Source organism: Collinsella aerofaciens (assembly GCF_039062365.1).
GTDB lineage: Bacteria > Actinomycetota > Coriobacteriia > Coriobacteriales > Coriobacteriaceae > Collinsella.
The window spans coordinates 172,200-194,668 of the sequence record NZ_JBCJBI010000001.1 but is presented as its reverse complement, the minus strand read 5'-3'; the positions used below and the strand labels follow the sequence as shown (position 1 = coordinate 194,668).

Annotated in this window: 17 protein-coding genes; 10 read left to right on the top strand and 7 right to left on the bottom strand. The window is 56.7% G+C overall.

All coding sequences use genetic code 11. The features are described from left to right. Positions 1 to 44: 44 nt before the first annotated feature. The 3 genes from ABCN01_RS00820 to ABCN01_RS00810 form a co-directional block, all read right to left on the bottom strand. Positions 45 to 1,568: a C69 family dipeptidase gene (locus ABCN01_RS00820; RefSeq protein WP_342996737.1), complete on the bottom strand. Its 1,524-nt coding sequence runs from the start codon at positions 1,566 to 1,568 to the stop codon at positions 45 to 47. Positions 1,569 to 1,680: 112 nt separating this feature from the next. Beyond that, positions 1,681 to 2,535 (bottom strand): bifunctional 5,10-methylenetetrahydrofolate dehydrogenase/5,10-methenyltetrahydrofolate cyclohydrolase, encoded by an 855-nt coding sequence (locus ABCN01_RS00815; protein ID WP_342996736.1) that lies wholly within the window; start codon positions 2,533 to 2,535, stop codon positions 1,681 to 1,683. A 2-nt stretch (positions 2,536 to 2,537) separates the two neighbouring features. After that, positions 2,538 to 3,170 carry a cyclodeaminase/cyclohydrolase family protein gene (locus tag ABCN01_RS00810; protein WP_161159940.1) on the bottom strand — a complete coding sequence of 211 codons (633 nt, stop codon included), beginning with the start codon at positions 3,168 to 3,170 and terminating at the stop codon, positions 2,538 to 2,540. A 462-nt stretch (positions 3,171 to 3,632) separates the two neighbouring features. Between ABCN01_RS00810 and ABCN01_RS00805 the strand changes: the two genes are divergently transcribed. Continuing rightward, the gene (locus tag ABCN01_RS00805; RefSeq protein WP_342996735.1) at positions 3,633 to 4,226 is read left to right on the top strand and encodes a hypothetical protein; all 594 of its coding nucleotides are present in this window, start codon (positions 3,633 to 3,635) and stop codon (positions 4,224 to 4,226) included. 304 nt (positions 4,227 to 4,530) lie between these two features. Further along, positions 4,531 to 6,996, top strand: a complete 2,466-nt coding sequence (locus tag ABCN01_RS00800) for a phosphatidylinositol-specific phospholipase C (RefSeq protein WP_342996734.1) — start codon at positions 4,531 to 4,533, stop codon at positions 6,994 to 6,996. Between the two features lie 172 nt (positions 6,997 to 7,168). Here the strand turns inward: ABCN01_RS00800 and ABCN01_RS00795 are convergent, their stop codons facing one another. Continuing rightward, positions 7,169 to 7,438 (bottom strand): hypothetical protein, encoded by a 270-nt coding sequence (locus ABCN01_RS00795; protein ID WP_342996733.1) that lies wholly within the window; start codon positions 7,436 to 7,438, stop codon positions 7,169 to 7,171. Positions 7,439 to 7,642: 204 nt separating this feature from the next. Between ABCN01_RS00795 and ABCN01_RS00790 the strand changes: the two genes are divergently transcribed. The 6 genes from ABCN01_RS00790 to ABCN01_RS00765 all read left to right on the top strand — a co-directional run bounded on the left by ABCN01_RS00790 (position 7,643) and on the right by ABCN01_RS00765 (position 15,699). Next, positions 7,643 to 8,656 (top strand): PDDEXK nuclease domain-containing protein, encoded by a 1,014-nt coding sequence (locus ABCN01_RS00790; RefSeq protein ID WP_342996732.1) that lies wholly within the window; start codon positions 7,643 to 7,645, stop codon positions 8,654 to 8,656. A 62-nt stretch (positions 8,657 to 8,718) separates the two neighbouring features. Then, positions 8,719 to 9,507, top strand: coding sequence for an ADP-ribosylglycohydrolase family protein (locus ABCN01_RS00785; RefSeq protein ID WP_342996731.1), 789 nt, complete (start codon positions 8,719 to 8,721; stop codon positions 9,505 to 9,507). Positions 9,508 to 9,539: 32 nt separating this feature from the next. Next, entirely contained in the window at positions 9,540 to 9,761 is a 222-nt protein-coding gene (locus ABCN01_RS00780; protein WP_342996730.1) for a hypothetical protein, read from the top strand. 742 nt (positions 9,762 to 10,503) lie between these two features. Next, positions 10,504 to 13,593, top strand: coding sequence for a type I restriction endonuclease subunit R (locus ABCN01_RS00775; protein WP_342996729.1), 3,090 nt, complete (start codon positions 10,504 to 10,506; stop codon positions 13,591 to 13,593). 14 nt (positions 13,594 to 13,607) lie between these two features. After that, positions 13,608 to 15,131, top strand: a complete 1,524-nt coding sequence (locus ABCN01_RS00770) for a type I restriction-modification system subunit M (RefSeq protein ID WP_342996728.1) — start codon at positions 13,608 to 13,610, stop codon at positions 15,129 to 15,131. Continuing rightward, positions 15,121 to 15,699 (top strand): restriction endonuclease subunit S, encoded by a 579-nt coding sequence (locus ABCN01_RS00765; RefSeq protein ID WP_342996727.1) that lies wholly within the window; start codon positions 15,121 to 15,123, stop codon positions 15,697 to 15,699. Before ABCN01_RS00770 ends, ABCN01_RS00765 begins: the two co-directional genes overlap by 11 nt. Here the strand turns inward: ABCN01_RS00765 and ABCN01_RS00760 are convergent. Together ABCN01_RS00760 and xerA are read right to left on the bottom strand one after the other, a co-directional pair. Further along, positions 15,671 to 16,774 carry a restriction endonuclease subunit S gene (locus ABCN01_RS00760; RefSeq protein ID WP_342996726.1) on the bottom strand — a complete coding sequence of 368 codons (1,104 nt, stop codon included), beginning with the start codon at positions 16,772 to 16,774 and terminating at the stop codon, positions 15,671 to 15,673. The two genes, ABCN01_RS00765 and ABCN01_RS00760, sit on opposite strands and share 29 nt — an antisense overlap. After that, positions 16,771 to 17,727 (bottom strand): site-specific tyrosine recombinase/integron integrase, encoded by a 957-nt coding sequence (gene xerA, locus ABCN01_RS00755; RefSeq protein WP_342996725.1) that lies wholly within the window; start codon positions 17,725 to 17,727, stop codon positions 16,771 to 16,773. Before xerA ends, ABCN01_RS00760 begins: the two co-directional genes overlap by 4 nt. Before the next feature lie 89 nt (positions 17,728 to 17,816). Here xerA and ABCN01_RS00750 point away from each other — a divergent pair, with 89 nt between their 5' ends. Together ABCN01_RS00750 and ABCN01_RS00745 are read left to right on the top strand one after the other, a co-directional pair. Further along, positions 17,817 to 18,716 carry a restriction endonuclease subunit S gene (locus tag ABCN01_RS00750; protein WP_343014144.1) on the top strand — a complete coding sequence of 300 codons (900 nt, stop codon included), beginning with the start codon at positions 17,817 to 17,819 and terminating at the stop codon, positions 18,714 to 18,716. A 1,457-nt stretch (positions 18,717 to 20,173) separates the two neighbouring features. Next, on the top strand, positions 20,174 to 21,355 hold the full coding sequence (locus ABCN01_RS00745) for a cation diffusion facilitator family transporter (protein ID WP_342996723.1): 1,182 nt from the start codon (positions 20,174 to 20,176) through the stop codon (positions 21,353 to 21,355). A gap of 110 nt (positions 21,356 to 21,465) precedes the next feature. On the opposite strand, the gene ABCN01_RS00740 is transcribed toward ABCN01_RS00745, so the two are convergent. Then, positions 21,466 to 22,422, bottom strand: coding sequence for a hypothetical protein (locus ABCN01_RS00740; protein ID WP_342996722.1), 957 nt, complete (start codon positions 22,420 to 22,422; stop codon positions 21,466 to 21,468). Between the last annotated feature and the right edge of the window lie 47 nt (positions 22,423 to 22,469).

Sequence of the window (22,469 nt, the reverse complement as noted above, 5' to 3'; positions counted from 1 at the left end):
AAAGCGACAAAGCGTTTTAGCGCTATTCGATCGATGGGAAATCCCTACCTCACGTTGTCATTCATCGCGAAAGAGTTCTTCATGGCGCAGCTCGTGGTGTAGAGCACCTTGCCCAGCAGGGCATCGGTCTCCACGCGAACACGCTCGGCAAAGGCCTCGTTGGCGCGTGTAAGCTCGGAAGGCACCTCGGCCTCGGGCAGAGCGGCTACGGCAGCGTCGACGTCATGGATCTGCTTGTGGCCCATGCCACCGATCTTCTCCTGATAATCCTCGACCGCGCGGCCGCACTCATGGAAACGGACGTCGGCCAGGGCACCGATCAGGCGGTTGGCCCAGTAGAAGTTTTCGGACGTCACGCGAGCCTGCGTGTCGGCATAGTACTCGGGCATGGTCTCGACGTTGGCGTACAGCGGAACCAGCGCGTTAAACGAGTTGGAGCCAAAGGCCATCCACTGCACGGCGCGATAGGCCGGCTGCGCATAGGAACGCAGCTGCAACACGGCGAGCTGGCTGTTGCGGTTGATGCCGATGGGGCGATAGGCGCCGCGCGTGGCGGGCGTGCCCTTGCTACCGTAGCAGTCGTACTCCGTGCCCTGGTAGTGGCTCGAAAGCACGTACTTGATGTCCTCGATGGTCACCTTGCGCTCGGGCACGCGGCTCCAGGGGATATCGTCGCTCTCGGGCGTGTAATCGGCGTCGGGACCGTCCCACACATCGCTGGGGTTGAGGCAGCGCTGCATGTACCAGGCGCGCGGCGTGTTGTAGACGTGGTCGCTGTCGCTGTGCGAGCCAAAGGCCTCGCGCGGGTTAAAGACCGCAGCCGGGCCGTCGCCCTCGACGCCCAGCGTCAGGTCCAGATGCCACTCGGCCATCCAGGAGCGCAGGTCGGCGGAGCACATGTGGTCGGCCTGGTCGCCCTCGGCGTCGTCCAGGTCAAAGCTGTCGATGCCCAGCTGGTTGGGCATGGTCACATAGGCGTCGTCGGGCACGCGCTTGGCGATCCAGTGGTGGCCGCCGATGGTCTCGAGCCACCAGATCTCGTCCACGTCGCTAAAGGCGATGCCGTTGTTCTCGTAGGTGCCGTAGCGCTCGAGCAGGTCGCCCAGGATACGCACGCCGTCGCGGGCGGACTTGGCATACGGCAGGACCAGGGTCACCATATCCTCCTCGCCCAGGCCACCAGGCTGCGCCGGCACATAGCCGTCCTCACCCTCGTTGCCCTTGGCAGGCACGTAGTCCACAAGCGGGTCGGCACCGCGGACGCGCTCGTTGGTGGTGAGCGTCTCGGTTGCGGACATGCCCACATTGAGCTCGTTGAAACCGGCCTCGGCCCAGATGCCGTGGCCCGGAACAACATCGGGGACGCTCGTGTAGCGCATGGGGTTATCGGGCAGTTCAACGGTCAGGTGACTCAGGACGCTCGTGTAGACGCGCGGCTGCTCGTCGGGATGCACCACGCGTATACGTTTGGGCTCAAACACCCCGTTGGACGAGTCCTCGTTACGCGCGACCAGGGTCGACCCGTCGTAGCTTGCGTTTTTACCGACCAGAATCGTTGTGCACGGCATGCGCATCCTCCTTGAGCGAAGAAATCAAACGGCAACAGTGTATCGCTTCGGCGAAAAAAGGGCGAAACCGCAACCCTTCAGGACCCCTCGGGACCCCTGTGTGCAAAAATGCCTATTTCGATGCGCGCTCGGCCGCTTCGATCACGTGTTTGGCGAGAATCGCGGTGGTCACAGCCCCCACGCCGCCCGGCACGGGCGTGATGGCGTTAACGAACGGCTCCGCAGCATCAAAATCGATGTCCCCGACCAGCTTGCCAGCGGCCTCGTCCCAGTTAATGCCAACATCAATGATCGTCTGGCCCTCGCGAACGGCATCCGCGCCAATCGTGCTCGCGCGTCCAACGGCCGCAACAACGATATCGGCAGAACGGCACTCGGCAGCAAGATCGCGTGTATGCGTATGGCACATCGTCACCGTGGCATTGCGAGCCGTAAGCATGGCGGCAACGGGACGACCAATCACCAGAGACCGACCGACGACCGCAACCTTGGCCCCATCCAGCTCAACACTGTAATGGTCCAGCAACGCCAACACGGCCTCGGCCGTGCAGGGAGCAAAGCCCTCGCCACGACCCGAAAGCGTGGTAAGCAGCGAGGCCGGCGTCATGGAGTCAACATCCTTGGCGGGATCGAGCGCCGCGGCAACCGCATCCTCGTCAAGTCCAGCGGGCAGCGGGCGAAACACTAGGCAGCCATGAACAGCGGGGTTGGCATTGATGTCCTTAATAGCCGCCAGCAGTTCATCCTGCGAAACATCGGCAGGAAGCAAAACGCGGCGAGCCTCAATGCCAACCTTCTCGCAGCGTTTAAGGGCGCCGCGCTCGTAGGATAGGTCGTCCTCGCGTTCACCCACACGCACGATAGCAAGCGTCGGAACAACACCGCGTTCGCGCAGCGCAGCGCAGCGGGCAGCGAGCTCCTCAGTCAAAGCGCGGGCGACGGGAGCACCCTTCAGTAGCTCAGCCATGGCTATCCCCTCTTTCTTGCAGCGTCGGAGGCGCGGCGCGCCAGCGCATCGGCGCGCGGCAACCATGTGTCGAGCAACTCATCACACGCCGTCTCGAGCTCCTCGGCGCGTGCACGATCCTTCATAGACGTGGTGTTCGCAAAGAGCGTCAAGCTCGCGCCCTGCATGGCGGCGCGGCAGAATACGGCGCCGCACGCCACATCGGACAGCAGCTGACGCGAACCCTTGTCGGCCATGTCCTCGAGCAGCGCCAGTGCGCGCCCGCAGGCATCCATAATGCGATACGGCGGCATAGCGGCCACATGCAGCGCATCCTGAATCGCAGCCGGTCGGGCCGGGTCCTCACGCGGAATACCGTACGCAGCGGACACCTGGCCGTACGCACGAACGTCCTCGGCGACCAGACCCACAAGCTCCTGCGCCAACTCGTCTGCCTGGGCAAACGCACGCGTCAGGTCATCCGCACGATCAGCAAGCGCGGGATTGGTCGCACCGTAGCGGGCAACCATTCCGCACAGCGAGGCGCCCAGCGCGCCCACAAAAGCGCTCGCGCTGCCACCACCGGGAACTGGCTCGCGCGCGGCCAGCGCCTCGGCAAAACCGCGACAGGTTTTATCCATCATCTCTTGGCTCATACGCACACGCACCTTCAAGTCATATATATCGGTCGGGCGGCCGACGTCGGCCGACCGCATCGATCACGTAATGGTGCTAAGTCTAGCCCATAAGTACGCGAGCGTCAGCGCACCTGGCCATCGCGGATTTCTATGGCACACGATAGGCCATGTCAACGCAAACATGGGACACATGGCCCACCTTTCGAGACTTCCGGACGTCAAAAACAGAGGCATATCTATAAACAAGGAACCTGTTGGGGCAACGCCCACGCACGAACGCCCCATTAAATGAACGGGCACCTCACCCCGGGGAGGGCCGACATCATCGGCCCTCCCCTCTTTTGCGCCCGGACATATTGCCACTTGTCGGCGCAAATCCGGCACCCAGAATGGGACACATGGCCCACCCTAGCGAGCCGTCCGCGCGTACAGTAAAGGCAGGTAATCCATGGGCGGTTACAGATCGAGGAGGACACGACCATGAAAAAGAAGGCCTTTGCGATTCTCACCCTCTGCATCAGTCTCTTTGCCGCAGTTGCCCTGGTGGGCTGCGGTGGCAGCGGCGGCGCTACCGGCAGTGGCGGTGGCGGCGGAGCAGAAAAGCCCGCCGTGGATATGAGGACCGACTTCATTTGGTTTAAGGTCGAAGTCCCCGAGGGCGTCGAGATCACCGACGTCGCAGGCGACACCGCCGATAGGGCCCAGTTTAAGTTCACCGAGAGCGAGCACGCCAGCGATCGCTTCATCCCCGTCTTCGACTCTGACAAGAACGCCGACGAGCTGTTCGACTACGAGGCAAAGTGGAATGCCAGCTTTGAGTGGACCGAGAATGACCCCGTCAAGTACAACGGCAAGACTTGGCGCAACGCTTCCTATACACACTCGGGCGGCGTAACGACCGAGTACTTCACCGACGTTGAAGGCGGCAGCGTGTACGTGCGCATCGACAACGTCGAGGAGCACAAGGATGCCGTCGAGACCATGATGAAGTCCCTGGAATTTGCCGACGACATTGCCGAGGCCAAGACCGAAGCCATGGACGTCAAGCTCGACGATATCGAGATCAAGCGCTAAGCGACTGGCGAGCGCAGCGGGAAACACAGGCACAGTGCAAACAAGCGACTATACCCCAGCGCTTCGCACCAAGGGAGGATCGGCTCGCCGGCCCTCCCTTTCTTATGCCGATAGCCGGCGAACGCGAGGGTGCCGGGCGGCAAAACCACCCCCAGCGCGGTAGCAGCACAAATAGACAAGCGCCCCAACGCGTCCGCCCGCCGATTTATAGCGCCGCGCAGAAAATTAAGCCAACACGTTTAGACATCTGGGCAGTATAGTGACCCAAACGAGTGCATAACCGCACCCTGCGAATGGAGGAGTTATGACCGAACACCACGCCATCAGTCGCCGAGCGTTTACGTTGGGCCTAGGACTTGCGGCGTTGTCGCCGCTTGCAAGCCTGCCCGAAACCGCGACGCTGGGTATTCCCCTGCGAGCGGCATTTGCAGACGACGCTGCCACAGCGTCGGTCAGCCTCGACAAGTTCGTCATTCGCCTTCGCCCCGCGGGCTATTTTCGTACCGCAAGCGTCAACCAAGACGGCAACATCAAGGGCAACGTCTGCCACCTATTTAATGACGGCACGTCCAGCAAGCTCATCCTTGAGCACGTAGTGACCGATACAAAAAATACAAATTGGTATGCCATCCGCACCCTGCTCAATTTCGAAGAGCACAAGAAGACGGGCTACAGCATTTGGTCGGTCGATGGCGACTCGGACAAAGATGGAAAGGTCATCCACGTATGGAGTGGCGAGCATGACGGCAAGGCCAGCCGCTCTTTTGCGTTCGACCGCCAGCTAAACGGAACCTACATCATCCGAGACCGCACAAACGAGGAAAAAGACATTAATTACCTGGCCATAGAAAAGGACGGCAAAGACCAAGACAACAACAAGATCTGCCACAAGAGGAAGAGCATTCCGTGGGAGCTCGAGCTTGTCGGCTACAGCATGGACAAGACCAACGCCACAGTTAGCAGCATCGACTGGATCACGTATAGCAGCTACGTCGACGGACCATGTTGGATGAGCTACGTCGATGGCAACAAGTTCCTCGACGAACTGAGTATCCCGGGCACGCACGATTCGGGCACCTGCAGCGTCGACAACGACACCGAGCCCCAATCCTCCCAAGCAAAATGCCAGCAGGATTACATCCCCACGCAGCTGCTCGAAGGCGTTCGCTATTTTGATATTCGACTCGGAAAGGGTGAGAACCCCGGCATCGACCACGGAGCTTGTTACCTGCTCAAAAAAGACGGGAACTTTATGCATCTCTCCGATGTCATCGGGTACTTCAATACGTTTTTGAGCGAAAACCCGACAGAAGCGCTCATCATGCTCGTGTCGCGGGGCAATGACGAGGCTACCGACGAAAGCCTCACGACGGCCTTGGGCAAGGTTTTTGATGAGAACCCCAACCTGTTCTACACATCGAGCCGTATCCCCACGCTGGGCGAGGTGCGCGGAAAGATCGTCCTGCTGCGTCGGTTTGGGCTCGCCGGCAACAGCGTAAGCAGCCACACATGGGGCCTCGACCTCACCCAATGGGACGACAAAATCGCAGCACACACCGACAGCACCTCTATGTGTCTCGTTCGAGACGAGCGGGGCTTTGAAGCCGTGGGGAAAACGGGTGACGAAGAGCCCTATTGCACCAAGGTATACGCCCAGGACCATTACGAATGCACAGGAACCGACAAAATCGGCTGGGTCGATATGGCGCTGCAGGAGACAACCAAGCTCGCCCGCATCATGGTGGACGTCGAGGACACTGACGGGGCCAAGGTAAAGGTCCTGGAGCATAGCTGGTGCATCAACTACACCAGCTGCACGAACTACAAACAAGGAAGCAATCCTTTTACCGCAGCACGAGTGGTCAACGAGCATCTATACAAGAGCCAGTATATAAACAGCACCGGAAATGAGAGCACAAAGGAGGACTGCCTCAAGCACATTGGCATCATTGCGTCCGACTTTATTGATGCGGCACTGGCCCGAAGCATCTACCAGCGCAATTACGATGCGAAGCACAAGCAGACCGTTTCGTACTACCTCCCGACCCGCATGCGCATGACGTACGGCGACTCGCTGAGCGATGCCTCATTCCAGGATGGCAAGACCGTTGGCGAGGGTCATTTCCGCCTTGTCGACAGCAGCAACGTACTCAACGTGGCGGCTTCGGGCTATGCGTTTACCATCGAATATGTGGATGTCGACGCCCTGGGTAACGAGACCGCTACGGGGCTGCAGGGCTCTGTGCCCATCGATATCGATCGACGCGCGCTGACGCCCCATTTTGAGGGACTCGAAGGCCTTAAGGCCGGCGAAGACGTGCGCGCAAAGGTTGCAGCGGCGCTCGAGGGCAAGCTCGAAGGCGATGCCTGCACAGCCCAGCTCGAGTTTATGCACGATGCAAACGGCGCGCCGGGCACGGCAATGGCAGAGGGCGAGACATTTGCCGCGGGAACGTACTGGGTGCACGTGAACGGCCTTTTGGGCGACGCGGCACAAAACTACGCACTCGCCAGCAACGAAGCCGTAATCTTTACCGTAGCGGCCTCGGGCAGCGCGGGCGGCGCCGGCACCGACAGCGGTACCAACGCAGGCAGCACCGACAAGAACGGTAAGGTCAACAAGCGCAAGGGCTCAGGCGAAAAGCTTGCCGGCACAGGCGACGGCTCTGGCATCGCCGCCGGGCTCGCCGCTGCCGCCGTAGCGACAACAGCCGTCGGCGCGGCAATGCTTGTTAACGACCGCGAAGGCAACGGAGGTGTTGACGAGTAGGCCATCCAGCCCTTTTGGACACATCGATTTGATGAGGGGCGCAGAATACCATTCTGCGCCCCTAGCTTTTGCAGACGAGTGAGCAGCGTGTCCAGCGCGCTCGCAGGTCGAGCAACTAGCCAGCCCGTCATCCAATGCGCAGTCGCGATCTTAGCCCGAACGTCGTCGCCGGCTACATCACCATGTTCAGCGCGTTCACAAATTCCTGAGCCTGGGAGTGACTGCTCAGCCTGTAGGAACAGTCGGTAAGCAACCTATTACGGAGGAACACGCGCTTACCCTTGACCCCGTTGACACCCGTAATGTCCTTGAGGTAGACGATCTTGGTATGGTTACCGAAGAAGTTGTTCTTCACGACCGCCTCGATACGATTGGGATAGATGCTTATTCCCTTGAAAACGCCGGCACCCTTATCGTGAAACAGCAACGTGTTGTTATCCACGCGCGCCACCCCCATGGAGTTCGATAAAACCATCTCTATGACCACATTTTAGCCACCGCAAGGCTCCCATGCGAAGGTGCCAGACAGCACAGCAATTCGTGTCCGCGCGAGGCTTTAAACTAAATGCTATAAAGATGCATTCCAAGAGAGGAAAGTGGGGCGACAGTGATGGGTGAACTGGTAAACCGCGGGGAATCGGCAATCGTGCCAGAAGTTTTTTACAAGCAGGTTTCCTCGATTCTCAACGCCGCTCGCGACAAGGCCTATACCGCCGTTAACTTTGCGATGGTTGAGGCATATTGGGAGATTGGCAAGAGTATTGTTGATGAACAGGGCGGAGAGGAGCGCGCCAAGTATGGCGATGCACTGATCGACGAACTTGCCGTTAGATTGACTAAGGATTTTGGCAGAGGCTTCAACGCCAGAAGCTTAAGATACATGCGTCAGTTTTATCTTGCGTTCCCAATTCGGAACGCGCTGCGTTCCGAATTGAATTGGACACATTACCGCAGGTTATCGCGTATAACCGACCCTGATGCTCGAACATGGTACATGAACGAATGTGCCGATTCTCGCTGGAGCACGCGTCAGCTCGAGCGCCAGATCAACACCATGTTCCGCGAGCGCCTGCTTGCCAGCAAGGACAAGGAGGCCGTCACCCAGGAAATCCAAAAGAGCGCCCCGGCTCGTCGCCCCGAGGATATCATCCGCGACCCATATGTACTGGAGTTTTTAGGTTTTTCGGACGATGCTACGTTTCGCGAGAGCGATCTAGAGCAGGCGCTCATCACGCATCTTCAGAAGTTCCTGCTGGAGCTTGGCCGTGGCTTCGCTTTCGAGGCGCGCCAAAAGCGCATCACCTTTGATGGGCGCCATTTCTATATTGACCTTGTTTTTTACAACTATCTGATGCGCTGCTTCGTGCTCATCGACCTTAAGACCGATGACCTTACACATCAGGACCTGGGCCAGATGCAAATGTATGTGAACTACTACACGCGCGAGCTCATGAACGAAGGCGACAATCCGCCCATAGGCATCGTGCTCTGCGCGGACAAAAGCGATTCGATCGTCGAGTACACGCTGCCCGAAGACAACGACCAAGTGTTTGCCGCCAAATACCTGCCGTATCTTCCAAGTAAGGAAGAGCTGGCACGCGAGCTGAGTGCCGAGTACCGCGCCATCAACGAAGCGGCTAATGGCGAAACGCAAGGGTAGCAGCACATTGCGACCGACACCCCCGATGGCGCTCCACATCACCCGGAAAAGAGGAGCTTTCCATGACAGACAGACCGAAAACAACGCTGCGCGATTGCATCTATGGACTTGCCGTCGGCGACGCGCTGGGCGTTCCATACGAGTTTATGCCTCGCGGCACGTTCGAATGCACGGACATGATCGGCTACGGCACGCATGGGCAGCCCGCCGGCACCTGGAGCGACGACACATCTATGACGCTTGCTACCTGTGACTCGATTAGGGAACTCGGGCATATCGACACCGCGGACATGCGCGACAAGTTCGTAGGCTGGATTGCCCGTGGCGAGTATACGATTGACGGCGTTTTCGATTACGGCGGCACGACCGCCCGCGCCCTGCACACCGGCAAAGGAGGCTCCGGCGAGCGCGACAACGGCAACGGCTCGCTCATGCGCATCGCGCCCCTGGCGTTTGTCGATGCGACGGACGACGAGATCTGCGAGGTCTCCGCGATTACGCACGCCCACAGAACGTCGACCGACGCATGCGTCATATTTGTCGAGCTGATGAGAGACGTGCTGAACGACGCGCTCCCCTCGTGGGCGCTTCATTTGAAAGGCGTGCCAAAGCAGGAAATCAGATCAGGTGGCTTCGTGCGTGACACGCTTAAGGCAGCCACCTGGTGTTTCGTCAACACCAGCAGCTACGAAGATTGTGTGCTTGCCGCCGTCAACCTGGGCGACGACACTGACACCACCGCAGCCGTCGCAGGCGCCCTCGCCGGCACGGCATACGGTATCGATGCAATTCCACGGGAGTGGATAGACACCCTACGCGGCAAGGAGCTGATTGAGAACTGCTTGTTTTAGGGTGCCATTCAAGAAATAAGGCAGGAGGCATCATGGAGAGGAAGATCGCGAATATTGACGAGTTCCAAGTAGACGAGAACGAGGTCCCGATGCTCCCAGCGGGACTAAGGGAGGAGGGAAACCTTTACGTCCTCCCCGACGGGCGTTACCTCCCCTGCGGGGTCTACCGAACCGAAGATGGTGGCTCGCTCATTTATGAGCCATCCGGGCTCAGCCTCTTCGGGCAGATGCTCGCTCAATTCAAAGAGTGCTAGAGGCTTGATTGCCCGTTAGATCGACACTGCTCCAAACCATGGGATGGGTAGGATGCCTCCCACGGCATTGCCTGGAACCTCTACTCGATCTGGCGGGAATATAAGCAGTAACGGATAGCGAAGGGAGTCATAGAAAAGGGTCGGTTGCAGCCGACCCTTTAAGACGATAGCACCTGCGTTGCCCGCGCTTCCAAAGTTGACCGACTGAGGAGCGGGTTCCGCGGCACATCCTGATTTTACCCAGTGAAGCGGCTCTTTTGCAGTCGCTCCACCTTTTATTTACATCCACCGCCACAAGCGGATGCCGCGCGAACGAGAGCAAAGAAACAACGCCGGCGCGGCCAACAGAACAGACAATCCATGCAACCAAAGAAATAGAAAAGCGCCCGCGGCCTCGGTTCTTCACCCAGGTCTAGGCGCTTTTCTTGGCACCATCGCACCACATCCGCCATCGCCTCCGGCCCGACACTCATTAAAATGCAAGCGGGAAACGATCTCAAGATCATCAACAACAGCTTCAAGCAAGCGCTTGGGCAGCTGTCACAACACGAGCGCCTGTAAATAGGAGCCAGTTTAATAAGTAAGAGAACCTTGCCACCAATTGTCATTCGGGCACGATCAGCCAATAGGCCAAATGGCAACTAACGGGTGTCAGATATACCAATATACGCAAGATTAACTGCTAGAATGCAATGGTGGACAGGCTCACCAACATCGTGAAAGCATAAGGTAAGGAGTGCGCATGATTGCTGTCGATTACAGCTCCTCAACGTCATTTAATGAGGATGCTTTCGAACGAGGCATCATTGACCACTTGCAAACGAGTCTGGGGTACGAGCACCTCTATGGACCTGATGTCGCTCGTTCCTCCGACGCGTTTGACGACGCCTTCCTACCTGACGTCATTGGGCCCGCTCTTGAGAGCATTAACCCCACGCTCAATCGGCGAGCGATTGATGCCTCAATAACTAGACTAAAGGAAATCGAGGGCAGCGACCTCATCGCCAAGAACAGCATCTTTATGGACATGCTCCAGAACGGTGTGGAGACAAGCTGGTTTGACGGCAAAGAAGAGAATGCAGACATCGTGCACTTGGTCGATTACGGCAATCCCGAAAAGAACAGCTTCCACGTTGTTAACCAGTGGACCTACATCGAGCGCGGCACCAACAAACGTCCAGATGTCATCGTATTCGTCAACGGGCTTCCGCTCGTTCTCTTTGAATTGAAGTCACCCGCTCGTGCCGACGCTGACAGCGAAGACGCCTACCAACAGATTCAAAACTACAAACGACAGATTCCATCGCTTTTCGTGTACAACGCTTTCTGCGTCACCAGTGACATGCTTCACACCAAGGTTGGCACGATCACCGCCAACGAGTCACGCTTCGTTGAGTGGAAGAGCGTCGATGGGAGCTACGAGGCCACCCAGTACGCCGATTGGAAGACGCCTCTAGACGGCATGTTCCCCAAGGAGCGGCTCATCGACATCCTGAAGAACTTCATTCTGTTCTCCGAGGACGCGAAAATCCTCGCAGGATACCATCAGTACTTCGCGGTGAACAAAGCGCTCGAGAGCGTGCACGAGGCCATCGGCGGCGACGGCAAGGGCGGCGTCTTCTGGCACACGCAGGGCTCGGGCAAGTCACTTTCGATGGTTTTCCTTGCCCATCTGCTCGAAGAGAAACTCGACAGCCCGACCATCGTGGTGATTACCGACCGCAACGACCTCGACTCGCAACTGTTCGCGCAGTTCTCCAAATGCTCTGACTTCCTGCGCCAGACGCCTGTTCAAGCGCAGAGCCGCGCCGATCTTGCGCAGCAGATCTCGAGCCGCCGCGCCAACGGCATCATTTTCACCACCATGCAGAAGTTCGAGGAGGAGGCCATCGCCCTCTCCAAGCGCAAGAACGTCGTCGTGATGGTGGATGAAGCGCACCGCGGGCAGTACGGGTTCGAGGAGAAATACGACCGTGACGGCAAGAAGCACACGGGCACCGCGTTGCTCATTCGCCGTGCCCTTCCGAATGCGACTTTCATCGGCTTTACCGGTACCCCTATTTCTGCCGAAGATCGATCGACTCGCGAGGTTTTCGGCGATTATATTGACATCTACGACATGACTCAGGCAGTAGAGGACGACGCAACCCGACCCGTGTTCTACGAGAGCCGCGTCGTCGCACTCAAACTGGATCAGAGCATCCTTGCAAAAGTTGACGATGAGTACGAAAAGCTAACCGAGCAGGCTAACGCCGAAACCATTGACGCAAGCAAGCGTAACTTTGCAAATCTGGACGCCGTTCTAGGTGCACCCGAAGTCATCGATGCCTTGTGTCAGGACATCGTAGAGCACTATGAAACCAACCGTGCGCACGAACTCACCGGCAAGGCAATGATTGTTGCGTATTCGCGCCCCGCTGCCATGGCCATATATCAACGTATATGCAAGCTGCGACCCTCTTGGAAGGACGAGGGCAAGCTCGGCGTTGTCATGACCATGGGCAATCAAGACCCCGAGTGGTGGTTCGACGTCGTAGGCAATAAGGCCCATGTTAAGGAGATGGCAAAGCGGTTTAAGGATGACGCCGACCCGCTTAAAATCGTAATCGTCGTAGACATGTGGCTCACCGGTTTTGACGTGCCGAGCCTTGCCACTATGTATGTGTATAAACCCATGCGCGGATATAACCTGATGCAGGCAATCGCACGCGTAAACCGAGTATATAAAGACAAGGTTGGCGGACTGGTTGTTGACTACGTAGGCATAGCTAACGCCCTTAAACGCGCCATGAAGGACTACACCAAGCGCGACCAAAAGAAATACGGCGACATGGATATCGGGAAAACCGCCTATCCTAAGTTCTTGGAAAAACTGGCGGTCTGTCGCGACAAAATGTTTGGCTACGATTATTCGGAATTCATGAGCACCGAGTCCGCCGCACGTCGAAGCGAACTCATAACGGGTGGAGTAAATCATATCCTTGCACCCGGCGACGAAGATATCACCCGCAACTTTGTTGAGCAGGCAGGAGTCATGCTCAAAGCCTATGGACTCGCCAAAAGTCGCGCAACAGACATGCAGCGCATCGAGGCTGGCTATTTCCAGGTTGTTCGAGAGCTCATCCTTCAGCTCACCGAGCAGGGCGGCACCCACAGCAAAAAAGGAGGCAAACTTACCCTTAAGCAGGTAAATGACCGCATCAATGCACTACTCGAACAGAACATCGTCCATACCGACGGCGTAATAGACCTGTTTAAGGTGGAAGACGAAACGGTTTCGATTTTTGATCCCAAGTTTCTGTCGAGCCTCTCGCGTATGAAAGAGAGGAACTTGGCTTACGAGTTATTGAAAAAACTCATCGACGACCAGATCAAGGGCTACCGCAAGAAGAGCGTGACGCAGGCAAAGAAGTACTCAGAACTCATGCAAGGCATGGTAAATAGCTATCTAAATGGACAGCTCACAAACGCTGAGGTATTCGAAGAAATGCTCAAGATGGCAAAAGAAATGCTTTCCGAAAACCAAAAGGCAAAGGAGCTTGGGCTTAGCGAAGAAGAGTTTGCGTTTTACGAGGCGCTAACACAACCGCAAGCAGTCGCCGACTACTATCGCGAGAGGAATGACGAGTTGGTCGCCATCACGCAAGAGCTCGCTGCGAAGATGCGCGAAATGCGCACGGTCGATTGGCAGAAGAAGCAAAGTGCACGCGCTGCTATGCGTGTTGCAATTAAGCGTCTGCTCAAACATCATAAGTATCCGCCAGAGGGCATGGAGTCGGCACTGGCCACCGTGATGGATCAGTGCGAACTCTGGGCCGACAATGCAGCATAGGGAGTTAAAACAGCATGGCTAAAAGCAAGGCTAAGGACACCAAGAAGAACACGGCCGATGTTGGCTTTGAGGACCAACTGTGGAACGCCGCAGACGTGCTGCGCGGCAACTTGGACGCTGCTGAGTACAAAAACGTCGTATTAGGCCTCATTTTCCTGAAGTACCTCTCGGACCGTTTCGACGAACGCTATCTAGAGCTCGTCGCAGAGGGTTACGGCGACGAGGAAGATCGTGACTGCTACATGGAGCAGAATGTCTTCTTCGTTCCCGAAGAAGCACGTTGGGCGAACATCTCACAGGCGGCGCATACGCCCGAAATTGGCCAGATCATTGACAATGCCATGCGCGCCATCGAGCGCGAGAACGACAAGCTCAAAGACGTGCTGCCCAAGAACTTCGCTCGTCCCGAACTAGATAAGCGACGCTTAGGCGACGTCGTAGACTTATTCACAAACGTACAAATGACCGATAACGAGAGCGAGAAAGACCTGTTAGGGCGCGCATACGAATATTGCCTACAGAAATTCGCATCAATGGAGGGCAAAAACGCCGGTGAGTTCTATACGCCGTCGTGCATCGTGCGCACGCTAGTTGAAATCCTCCAGCCTTTCCACGGTCGTGTGTACGACCCCTGCTGCGGCAGCGGAGGCATGTTCGTGCAGTCCGCCGCCTTCGTCGAGCACCATGGCGGCAACGTGGTACAGGACATCACTATCTTTGGCCAGGAGAGCAACCCTACCACGTGGAAGCTCGCAAAGATGAACCTCGGTATTCGCGGCATCGAGGCCGATTTGGGTAACTATGCAGACACCTTCAGCGCCGACCAGCACAAGAATGAAAAGTTTGACTATGTGTTGGCAAACCCACCCTTCAACCTCAAGAACTGGGGCGGCGAAGCGCTGCAGGAAGACGTACGTTGGAAGTACGGCATGCCGCCCACGGGCAACGCCAACTTCGCTTGGATGCAGCATATGATTTGGCATCTTAACGGCACGGGCAAGATTGGCCTCGTATTGGCAAACGGGTCGCTCTCGAGCCAGACGAGCGGCGAGGGCGATATCCGACGCGCTATCGTAGAGGACGATTTGGTCGAGGGCATTGTAGCCATGCCGGGGCAGCTGTTCTACAGCACCCAAATTCCCGTGTGTCTGTGGATCCTGAACAAGAAGAAGGCTCAGTCCGGCAAGACGCTATTCATCGATGCCCGCGAAATGGGCACCATGGTCTCTCGCAAACTACGCGAGTTTACCGAAGAGGACATCAACAAAGTTGCATCCGCATTCGACTCCTTCCGCAAGGGCGAGTTCGAGCCCGTGAAGGGGTTCAGTGCCATAGCGGATTTGGATGAAATCGCCAAGCAAGGTTTCATCCTGACGCCCGGTCGCTACGTAGGCATTGCCGAGCTCGAAGACGACGGCGAGCCGTTTGAGGAGAAGATGGCACGCCTAACCAGCGAGATTTCAAAGTGCTTTGAAGAGTCCAACCGCTTGCAGGAGCAGATTAAGAAGAATCTGGAGGCGATTGGTTATGGGATGTAGAGTCGCACTTGGTGACGTTTGTAGCTTCTACCGCGGCGCCAGCGTCCCCCGTACCCGCATGTACGATAAGGGTGCCTATCTTTACATTCACTATGGAGATCTTTACAAAGGTTTCGACCTACACATCGACGTTGAAGACCCCGCAAAACCCATCCCATACATCCTTAACAACGAAAAGATAAAAGACAGTCAGCGTCTCAGAGACCAAGACATCGTATATGTGCTGACCTCAGAGACAGTCGATGACCTTGGTCATGCCTATTTGTTTAACAATCCAAAGGAAAAGCCTACCATTTCAGGCACCGAAACAACCATCGTGCGCGTCAATCGCCGAGACCTCGTCGTGCCGGCTTACCTCAACTATCTTATGAGCTCTCCGCGCTTTATCAGAGAGCTCCGGCAGTACACGAGAGGTATGAAGGTATTCCGTGTCCATCCCAAAGACGTGGCACGAATCGAAATCGATTTACCGCAAACTGAGGTTCAGCATCAAATTGTTTCAATACTTGACGCGATATATGCAAAGCAGCAAGCAAACTCTAAGCTAAATGGCTATTTAGCTGCGTAAAATCGACCCTTGAGACGTCGATCTCGCCCGACATAAGTTTGGGGAGAAGAGCGTCACGAAGAGCAGCCAGTTTTCGGTTCTGTGTCGAATTCTGAACAATCTGTTCTCTCAATGGCTCTGCAATAGTATTAAACCTCTCGAGATCTCCTCTTGCAGGAATAGGCACGTTCAACGCTTCCAAATCGCCTTTCCCCATATGCGCGACGGTAGTACCAGAGGCGTAGTTCTGGATGAAAGCCAACAATGGGTTCAATGCCATAAGCAAATAACTTCTTGAAACTCCCGAATTGGCAGCGGGCTCGAACAGGCAAACTCGCTGGTTCAGTACAGCCATTTCACCCTGCCAGAGACATGGCGTGAATTCGGCATCCATTCCCGCTAAAACGTCACCAGGATGTACGAATACCCTTTTTGGATGAGCCTCATTTGTCCAATACTGCGGAGAGAAGGTGCTCAAATCACGTATGCGGATCAGGGGATACCCTACCTTTTCCTCGTTAAACAAGGCAGACTTGAACGCTGCTCCATAAACAACATCAGCAATGTCATAAATTGACCCGAGGGTTAACTTGTTGCAGCAGAAGGAATGTTGGTACTGAACATTCATCAACTCAAGTAAATAGCCATTTAGATTAGTGTTGAGTTCAATTTTATTGTCCAGTAAACCCAGGACGCCAGAAATAGCGGTCTGTGTTTCGTGATCCGGAACACAGACCGGGCATAGATGAACGTGATTGCGATTTATGCCCGGCACGGCGCTTGCAGTTAAGTAGTCTCGCCATGGAATAGTTTTGAGTAGGTAATAAACGAACTTAGGATCATTGCCCTTAAAGTCTGTCGAGTACAAAGACGTATTTAATGGCCAGCAAGCTGCATCAGAGAAAAAAACTTGGCCAATAGTTCCGTAGCGTCCAGTTACGACGCATGGACCCTTAACAGCGGCTTCCGAATGCGTGCCCGTTTGTCCCGAAGATGAGAAAACCGGATAGGGGCCATCAACCCTGCTGCTGGAAGGGAGGTCAAACCCCCTTTTTAGATTAACAATCTCTCCCAAGGTCTTTTGCGTCCAGCTCATTCCAAATACTTCCTGTGCGAAGCCTTCACATTGCTCTGATTAACCATGGCGTAGTACATGGTTGTGTCTATTTTCGCATGGCCCAACAGCTTTTGCACCTGCTCTATGGGCATTCCCTTGTCGATCGCATGGGTGGCAAGCGTACGGCGAAACTTATGCGGATGAACGCGGTTGATACCGGCGCTTCTGCCTAGGTCACGTAAACGGAGTTCTATGCTCCCCACCGTAATACGTCGAGCTGAGGAATCGAGCGCGACAAATAATGCAGGACTCTTGTCAGCACGGCTCGAAAGATATTCCGTAAGATGAAGCTTAGCGCGCGCATCGAAGTAAACGGGGCGCTGCTTATTTCCCTTTCCCATTACAAGGCATTCGCGCTCGTGCAGATTGACATCCTTCCTGTCGAGTCGCACAAGTTCGCCAATACGCATGCCCGTCGAAGCGAGTAGATCAACGATGGCAAGATCTCGCTTGGACTCACAGGCGTCTCGCAATACCTCCAGTTCCTCATCGCTAAGCACCTCTTTGGTTACTTGAGCAGTTTTGACGCGACGAATGCGCCTTACAGGACTTTTTACAATGTAATCCTCATCTTCAAGCCACGAAAAGAAGCTCGACATGATACGACGTATATTATCGATTGTGACCTTACTAGAACCGCGTTTCACCTCGTAATCATTGAGATAGCTGCGCAAGTCGTCGCTCTCAACCTGGGTATAGGGCTTAGCAAACGCTGTGTTCATATGCCGTAAGGTTGCCTCATAGTATGCAATGGTTTTAGGAGAGCATCCCTCGACCTCTTTAGCGGTGAGAAAGAGCGCAAGCAGATCTTGCCCTGGCTCTGTTTGTTTCGGTCCGAGTGCCCGTCTAAGCGTAATGGTTAGATGTTTGAGCTGGTGTGGGTCGAGAAGGCCCTGCATTTCCGAAAGTACGGTATTGATGACAGTTTCCACGCTGTTCCTTTCGTCGAGTACGATAGCCACAGTGTGGACGGCGCGTTGTACATAGTGAAGTAAATGGCTATTTAGAAGAACTGTTCGACTTGATCTTTCAACGTTTAATAGACGACGCGGGTTCTGATTGGGATACCGCTTCTTTGCTGGACATTGCTGACTATAAAAACGGACTTGCAATGCAAAAGTTCCGCCCAGACACTGGAGATGAAGGTCTACCCGTGCTGAAAATTCGCGAACTGGGACAAGGCTTTTGCGGAAGCGATGCCGAGCGTTGCAAGAGTGGCATTGTCGATAGCGCTAAGGTTCACGACGGTGACCTCATTTTCTCTTGGTCCGGGACCCTATTGCTGGATTTTTGGGCGGGCGGGAACGCCGGTCTAAATCAGCATCTATTTAAAGTGACTTCTTCTGCGTATCCAAGCTGGTTCTATTATGGCTGGACCAAACATCATTTAGCACGATTTATTATGCTTGCCAAAGACCGTGCAACGACAATGGGGCATATCAAGCGCAGCGCGTTGGCAGAGTCCGAAGTTGTTATTCCACCTGAAAATATTCTTCTAAGCCAAACTCAGCTTATGCAGCCGATTATTGATCAGTATGTCATGAGTAAGATTGAAGCTCGAAAGCTTGCTGTTTTTCGCGATAGTCTTCTCCCCAAACTCATGTCGGGCGAGATTGATGTTTCAGAGGTTAACCTCACGCAGCTAAATAGCCATTTAGCTGAAACCCTACGACCATTCGGATGTCATATCCCCGCAATACAAAAAACGGGGCAGCTCACGCTCTTGCGAACTGCCCCGTATCCCCGGCCATCACGCTACAGCGCCAACCAGCGCCACTCCCCTACTTACCAAATATCGCGCCAAACAATCCCTTGCGTTTGGGCTTTTCCTCTCGGTAGGAACCCTCGGCAGCTGCCGCAACCTGCCGCGGTTGCTCACCGCCTCCGCGGCGTACGATCTGGTATAGGAAGGGCGATTTAACGTATTTGACCTCGATGGGCGTGGCGTGCACGGTGCTTTCGCTCGACAGCATCACGTTGGGATTGAGCGGTGCCACCACATGTGTCTCGCGCTTGTCGCTAAACACCACCGCTGCCGCGCGACCCGTCTGGCCGTTCACGGCGATGCGCACTTGCTCGCCGTCGCGGCTATCCGACGCCGGGCGATCGACAAAGTAGACCGGCACCATCACCAGGCCGTCCTTATGCTTGCGGGCCTTGCGCGCCCAGGCGCGGATGCTCTTTTTATTGAGCCCCAGCACCGCCTCGGCATCGTTGCCTGCAACGTCGAGCGCCAGCTTATCAATGACCACCTGGTCCTTGGTAGACGCATCGACGGAGACAACGCGGAAGTCGCCCTCCTGCATGGCAGGATCGAACGGGCCCACCTTGCCAAAGTCCCACGGCTCCAAAATGCCCATAAGACGAACGTCCAGGTAGTTTGCCCGCGGATACGCCCAGTCGAGCACCTCGTAGTACACCAGGGTCTCCTTGCTCAGCCCTTTGCCCGGGAAGGACGCCATCATGCGCAGATCCGCCAGCGCCATGGGGAAATAGAAGAGCATCATGTCGTTTTGGATCGCGTCTTCTACATCGTGCCCGGCAAAGGCATCGGGATACTGACGCACCAGCTGCAGCGCGTTGGCACGTGCCTGCTGCGGCGATATCTCACAGGGGACGCCCTGTTCGGGAACGTATTCGGCACCCACGCCCATGGTCAGGCGCTTGCTAAAGGTACCGGGCTTGAGCAGGTCGGCCACGCCAATCTTGTTGCCGCAGGACGGGCACTCAAACACGCGTTGGGTCGACTCACCCTCAAAAGACGCGCCGCAGAAGGGGCAGGGAATGCTCACGTGCGTCGCCTCTTGGAACTCCTGCGCCGTTCCGCGATCTTCCCACAGCAGATGCTCCAGGACCGACTGATTGCGCCAGTACGAATTGAAAAAATACCAGTCCGGATCCTCTGGGCGCTCGAGCTGCGAGACGTGCGTGAGCTTGAGCAGCCCGTCAACCACCGTCAACGGCGTATGACGAATGCCCAGGGCGCTCTTGGGCTCCCCGGCGTCCGCCTTCCACGGAATAACCGTTTCGCAATAGGCGCACTCAAAGCTGCGCTTTGCCTGGTGCGAATACATGGGGCCGCCGCAGTTTTGGCATTTAATGGCAAACATCTCGTCCATGGAAACGTCCTCCTTTGCACAGGGCTGTCGGCATTAAGTATGTCGAGCAAATCGGCGCGTGCCCATACCCATGTGGCCCAAAATGGAGCACTCGGTCGGACGGGAAGGCGCAGTGAACTCGAAGGCGCGTGGGAAGTCGTCCCCTCCGCCTCGTGCCCGTTAGCGCCGGCAGACCATTGCTGCATTTTCTGAGCACCGGCGCACGGAGCGACCATGCGAGCTACACTATCCCCTTAATGAGAATGCGAGGAGATACGCCATGCTATTTGTAAATCGGCTGGTACATACGCTTGTTCCCGGCAGCGAAAGCAAGCCGGTCGATACCTCCTGCCGCACCAACGCGGGTTTTGCCGCAAGCCTCATCTGCATCGGCCTCAACATCACGCTGTGCCTGGCCAAGGGCATAGCTGGCCTGCTCGCGGGCTCCGTCTCGCTTATCGCCGATGCCTTCAATAACCTTTCCGACGCCTCGAGCAACATCGTGAGCCTGCTCGGATTCCGCCTTGCCAGCCGCCCGGCCGACGAAGGGCACCCCTATGGCCACGGCCGCTACGAGTACCTGGCGGGGCTGTTTGTCGCCGTTCTCGTTTGCGCCGTCGGCATCAACCTGGCACTCGAGTCCATTACCAAGATCATCAAGCCCTCCCCCACCGCATATTCGGCGCTCTCCATGGCAGCCCTTGTCCTGTCCATGCTCGTCAAGTTCTGGATGGCGGCGTTCAATCGCACGCTGGGCAACCGCATCGATTCCGAGACGCTTATCGCCACGGCGCAGGATTCCAAAAACGACGTCATTGCCTCGGCCTCGGTCCTGGCCGCAGCGCTTATTTCGCAGACGACTGGCTTTGACCTCGATGGCTGGGCAGGCCTGGGCGTGGGCATCTTCATCTGCATCAGCGGCATGGGCCTGGTGCGCGACGCCATCAGCCCGCTGTTGGGGCAAGCGCCCGACCCCAAGCTCGTCCAGGCAATCCGCGACAGGATTATGTCGTACCCCCAGGTTTTGGGCACACACGACCTCATGGTGCACGACTACGGCCCCGGTCGGCAATTTGCCAGTGCGCACGTGGAAATGCCCGGCGAGGGCGATGCCTTTGAACACCACGAAATCCTGGACACCATCGAACACGACATCAAGCATCAGATGGGCATCGCCATCACGCTGCACTGCGACCCCATCGCCACCACCGGCGACGACCTGCGCGGCTGGGTCAAGCGCGGCGTCATGCAGATCGATCCCGCGCTCTCCATCCACGACCTGCACGAGCACGACGGGTTCGTTTCGTTTGACCTGGTGCGTCCCGACGGCTTTGACATATCCGACGAGGAGCTGCTGGAGCTCGTCACGCGCATCGTGCACGAGCGCCGGCCCGACGCCTCGTGCGTCGTCACATTTGACTCGGGCTTCAGCTCACCCGAGCGTCCGGCCGAGCAGCTGTAATCGACAGCAAAACGGGACGCAGGACCGCCGACCAACGCGCCTACGCGCCCGGTCACGCGATCCTGCGTCCCGTTTTTGTTCGCACCGCTAAGGCTCTAGCCGCTCGACCGCTAGTTCCCCTGCGCGCCCGAAATGCCGTTTTGCAGCGTATCCCAAGCGTTGGTGGCCATATCGCCCAGATTCTGCGCAGTGTCGCCGAGATTCTGAGCGGTGTCACCCAACTGCTGGGCCTTATCTCCCAGCTCCTGCGCCTTGTTGCTCAGGTCCTCCAGCGTGTTGGAGCTCGAGCTGTCCGTGGTGCCCTGGTCGCCGGACGCATTGCCCGAAGAGCCGTCCTTGCGCGTGAGTTGAATCTCGAGGTTGCCGTTGTCGTTATAGTAGGCAGACGTCACGACCCAGTTGGCATCGACAACGGGCGTCGAGCCGTCGTCAGTCAGGATCACGGCGTTCGAAAGGTCGGCCCCACGTGACTTGAGGAGCTTCTTGGCGTTTGACCAGTACTGGCCCGGGATATCGCTCAGGTCGACGGTGCCGGACTGGGTAGTCTCGGTCTGCTCGGCCGTGGTATCAGTCGTGGCGCCCCGCTTGTTGAGCATGCCCGACACGATGGCAAACACAACCGACAAGGCAAAGAAGATCGCCAGCACGATCAGGATTTTCTTAATCACGCTCGACGAACGCGAAGGCTTCTTCTCCTCGTCCTCGCCATACTGAGGGATGGACTTGGGATACTCACGGTACGGCTCGCGCGCATATCGGTCGCGCGACTCGTAGCGCGGCTGTGCCGTGCGCGGCATATATGTCGTCTGCTGAGGTTGCGGAATAGGATTTTGCAGCAGGTCATCATAAGGGTCTGCCGCTGCGTTGCCGTAGGGGCTCTGCGACGAGACACCATACGGGTCCTGCGCTGCGTTCCCGTAATGCACAACGCGCGTGGGATCGGCCGAGGCCTGGGTCGCATCGGCCGAGGCGTATCGGGCGTCCGGCACGACGCGGGTCTCATCGGCGCCATTTCCCGTCCGCGGGGAGCCATAGCCACCCATTACGGTCGTCTTATCCTGGTCCATGCAACGATTCCTTTCCGTCGCCCGTAAGCATCAAGTTATCCATGCAT